The organism is Tamlana flava, assembly GCF_041287255.1.
Lineage (GTDB): Bacteria > Bacteroidota > Bacteroidia > Flavobacteriales > Flavobacteriaceae > Tamlana > Tamlana flava.
Genome location: NZ_JBGGTX010000014.1, coordinates 1 through 3,719, shown reverse-complemented (window position 1 = coordinate 3,719; position 3,719 = coordinate 1). Strand labels below are relative to the sequence as shown.

Below are 3,719 nucleotides of genomic sequence, written 5' to 3'. Positions count from 1 at the left end.
AAGGGAAATTTATGGGCGAGAGGGACAATGCCGCCGTCGCTCGCGTGGCAGCGCTCACAAAGGCTGCATTGTCTCCCTCTTTTTGTATCTTCGTTCTCATGACCGAACTGCGTTTAGCAGGACGTTGGCAACAATTTGTGTTCGAGATTGTTGGAGCATATAGAACTTGTTTGAATGAATATATACGAAATACATAAATCTAATCCAGATATATTTAATCAGCTAAGCCTGAACAATCAGCTGTTTTGTTATTATGAGTGTCCTCAGAAGGAGAAAATCCTTCAATTATATTCCAATCATAATCAGTTAACTTTTACTATCAGCGGCAAGAGGATTATTAAGCATGGAGATAAAACATGGGTTTTAAATGATCAGCAGGGATTTTTATTGAAAAGAGGTGCTTTCCATCAGGAATTACCAAATGATTTCACAGACTGGAAAGTTCTGGTGTTGTATTTAAAAGACGATTATTTAAAGAAGATTTTTGATGAATTCAGAAATTATCTTCCGTTAAACAAACTGCCTGGGACCAATGCTGAAATGATCAATCAGTTCATGCTAAACGACCAGATTCGAAATAGTTACACAAGTCTTTTACCTTATTTTGATAATCAGGAATTATTACCAGACACCATTTTTGAAGGAAAGTTTAAGGAATTACTTTACAATATTTTGGCTCACCCTGGAAATAAGCATATCCTTGCTTATATAAATCAAATAGCCGGCGATTATGTGATACCTATTTGGGAAGTGATGGAAGCAAATTATATATATAACCTGAAAATTTCTGAGTTTGCCGAGATTTCTAACCGAAGTACGAGTACTTTCAGGCGGGACTTTGAAAAACATTATGGTACAACACCCGGAAAATGGTTAACAGTTAAGCGACTGGAAAAAGCCAGTCTGCTTCTCAGTAGTTCAGAAAAGTCAATCAGTGATATTACTTTCGATTGCGGTTTCGAGAATGTGTCTCACTTTAGCCGTATTTTTAAAGATAAGTACAAGACCGCTCCCTCAGAATACCGAATTAAAAATAAATAGTCAATTTATTTTTGTATTGGACACCAAAGCAAAAAGATTGATCTTTTAAGAAAACCCCCTTGATATATAAGCTTTTAACTTTGTGATGTAATTATTAATCATTAAAAATTAACATCATGAAAAATTTATTTATTTTATCATTAGTGTTTTTTTGCGGCACACTTGCTGCACAAACCCCGGAAGCTCGTGATTCAGAAGAAAAAGTCATTATTGATAACGACAAAATGAAAGTTGTTGAACATGTAAGTCTGCCGCAAGGCGATGTATGCGGATTGGGGATGCATCATCACGAACCTCACTTAACCATTGTTTTAACAGATGCCAAAGTTAAGATTACTCCTGAGGATGGAGATTCTCAGGAAATTGAAGTTAAATCAGGAACTTCCATATGGTTTGGTGACGAGGATACTCATTCTGTAATTAACACAGGAGACCAGCCAACAAAGATGCTTTTAGTATATTTGAAAGAATAACAGCTAAAAACTGTTGCCAACATTTTGTATAAGTAATGGCAGGGAAAGTGGCAAATATCAAGGTTTGCAGCCCGCTCAAACTGCGTAGCATTTTGATAGGAAACCACCATGCAATCTGCCACTACTCATACAATTTACCGTTGTGTGCAACCTGAAGAACTGAATGAATAACGAACAAACTGCAATACGAACTACATATTTTAGCATAATTGGAAACACCAGCTTAGCTTTAATTAAAGGCCTTGCAGGATTCTTTGGTAATTCATATGCACTCATTGCTGATGCAATAGAATCAACAACCGATATTTTCTCTTCTCTACTTGTGCTATTTGGTTTAAAATATGCCAAACGACCAGCAGACAAAAATCATCCATACGGACACGGAAAAATTGAACCGCTAATAACCTTCTTAGTAGTGGCTTTTCTTGTAACATCAGCAACTATTATTGCCTACGAAAGCATTCAAAATATTCAGACACCTCATAAGGTTCCAAAATCTTGGACTTTGATTGTACTTGGTGCAATTATCATATGGAAAGAAGTGTCCTTTAGAATAGTAATAAAAAAAAGTAAGGAGACAAATAGTACTTCACTCAAGGCAGATGCTTGGCACCATAGAAGTGATGCAATTACTTCAATTATGGCATTCATAGGAATTTCTATCGCTTTAATTTTCGGAAAAGGATATGAAACGGCTGACGATTGGGCAGCTTTATTAGCTTCTGCTTTTATTTTATACAATAGCTATTTGATTTTTAGACCTGCTTTAGGAGAAATTATGGATGAGCATTTATATGATGACCTATTGGAAGAAATTCGAGAAGAATCTTTAAAAGTCAAAGGTGTAGTTGGAACAGAAAAATGTTTTATTCGAAAAGCAGGAATGAAATACCACGTTGATTTACACGCAATTGTTAATGGTGAAATTTCTGTTAAGGATGGCCACGATATTGCACATTATTTAAAGAACCATTTACGAAATGAAATACCAAGTTTAGGACACGTCTTAATCCACATTGAACCAGATAAATAAAGAATGGAACTTGACAGAAAAATATTATCCTTTCTTAAACCTGATTTGGTTGAAAAAATACTTCAAGAATCTGCCTTTAAGGAATTTCCAAAAGGAACTGAAATTTTAAGGGAACATCAGTATGTCAAAGTTTTACCTATTGTTGTTAATGGTCTGATAAAAGTATATTCTAGATTTGATGAGAAAGAATTGCTACTCTACTATATCGAATCAGCCCAAAGCTGCGTAATGTCTTTTTATGCGGCTTTAAAAAATACACCGAGTAAAGTATTTGCAAAAACAGAAGAAGATTCAATAGTTCTTTTGTTACCCGTTCATTTGTTACCAACTTGGTTAAAAGAATACCCAGACTTCAATGAACTTTTCTACAATCAGTTTAATCTGAGATATTCGGAGCTATTAGACACAATAGGTAGCTTGTTATTAGAAAAGATGGATAAAAGACTATACGACCATTTGAAGAAGAAAACTGAATTAAGTCATAACAAATCTGTTAATATGAGTCATTCCCAAATAGCAAATGAATTAGGAACTGCTCGTGAAGTAGTTACTAGAGTTTTAAAAAAGCTTGAAACAGATGGGAAAGTTGAACAAAAATCAGGTAAAATAAGAATTATTGACGAGTGGTGACTACAGTCACTGCATATCTCTAGACGACTATTTTCCTTTGTAAGGTAATCTTTCAATAATTTAAAATTTTTAATTATGACAAAAAATATGGGTTCAGCAGACAGAATTATAAGAGTTATAATCGCTGCAATAGTTGGTATTCTTTATTTTACAGGAACAATATCAGGCACATTAGGAATCATTTTATTGGTACTTGCAGGAGTATTCGTTTTAACAAGTGTGATTAGCTTTTGTCCACTTTATGCACCGTTTGGAATCAAAACTTGCAAAATGAAAGACAAATAAAAGGCTGCACACAACAAAGTGTATAAGCAATAGCGGTTTAAGTGCATACTTGGACCGTTTTTGCGTTTAAAAAAGTATCTTGCTATCTGAAAACTTAAAGGTTAAAAACCCGCTGCTGCTCATACACAATACCGATGGAATACATTCAGCGAAAGCTGACCAAAATGGCTACGCAACTCCGTTGCTCCCGCCCTTTCGGTGCATGTATTCCATCGTCCTGCTAAACCAAATTGAAAAAGGCCTTTTTGCTCAATACA

At 35.0% G+C, this 3,719-nt stretch carries 6 protein-coding genes; all 6 read left to right on the top strand.

The features are described 5' to 3' along the window. A partial coding sequence (locus ACB104_RS16050) for a hypothetical protein (protein WP_370480368.1) occupies nucleotides 1-197 on the top strand: 197 nt, incomplete at its 5' end. Beyond that, nucleotides 175-1,041, top strand: coding sequence for a helix-turn-helix domain-containing protein (locus ACB104_RS16045; RefSeq protein WP_370480366.1), 867 nt, complete (start codon nucleotides 175-177; stop codon nucleotides 1,039-1,041). The genes ACB104_RS16050 and ACB104_RS16045, both read left to right, overlap by 23 nt. 116 nt (nucleotides 1,042-1,157) lie before the next feature. Further along, nucleotides 1,158-1,514: a cupin domain-containing protein gene (locus ACB104_RS16040; RefSeq protein ID WP_370480365.1), complete on the top strand. Its 357-nt coding sequence runs from the start codon at nucleotides 1,158-1,160 to the stop codon at nucleotides 1,512-1,514. A gap of 163 nt (nucleotides 1,515-1,677) precedes the next feature. Then, nucleotides 1,678-2,547 (top strand): cation diffusion facilitator family transporter, encoded by an 870-nt coding sequence (locus tag ACB104_RS16035; protein WP_370480363.1) that lies wholly within the window; start codon nucleotides 1,678-1,680, stop codon nucleotides 2,545-2,547. A 3-nt stretch (nucleotides 2,548-2,550) separates the two neighbouring features. Further along, the gene (locus tag ACB104_RS16030; protein ID WP_370480361.1) at nucleotides 2,551-3,177 is read left to right on the top strand and encodes a Crp/Fnr family transcriptional regulator; all 627 of its coding nucleotides are present in this window, start codon (nucleotides 2,551-2,553) and stop codon (nucleotides 3,175-3,177) included. Nucleotides 3,178-3,252: 75 nt separating this feature from the next. Further along, complete coding sequence (locus tag ACB104_RS16025) at nucleotides 3,253-3,462, top strand: YgaP family membrane protein (protein ID WP_370480360.1); 210 nt, start codon at nucleotides 3,253-3,255, stop codon at nucleotides 3,460-3,462. Nucleotides 3,463-3,719 lie beyond the last annotated feature (257 nt).

Excerpts from the sequence above, each read along its gene's own strand:
- ACB104_RS16045 (WP_370480366.1), top strand. The coding sequence starts at position 175 with ATGAATATATACGAAATACATAAATCTAATCCAGATATATTTAATCAG.
- ACB104_RS16025 (WP_370480360.1), top strand. The coding sequence starts at position 3,253 with ATGACAAAAAATATGGGTTCAGCAGACAGAATTATAAGAGTTATAATC.
- ACB104_RS16030 (WP_370480361.1), top strand. The coding sequence starts at position 2,551 with ATGGAACTTGACAGAAAAATATTATCCTTTCTTAAACCTGATTTGGTT.
- ACB104_RS16040 (WP_370480365.1), top strand. The coding sequence starts at position 1,158 with ATGAAAAATTTATTTATTTTATCATTAGTGTTTTTTTGCGGCACACTT.
- ACB104_RS16035 (WP_370480363.1), top strand. The coding sequence starts at position 1,678 with ATGAATAACGAACAAACTGCAATACGAACTACATATTTTAGCATAATT.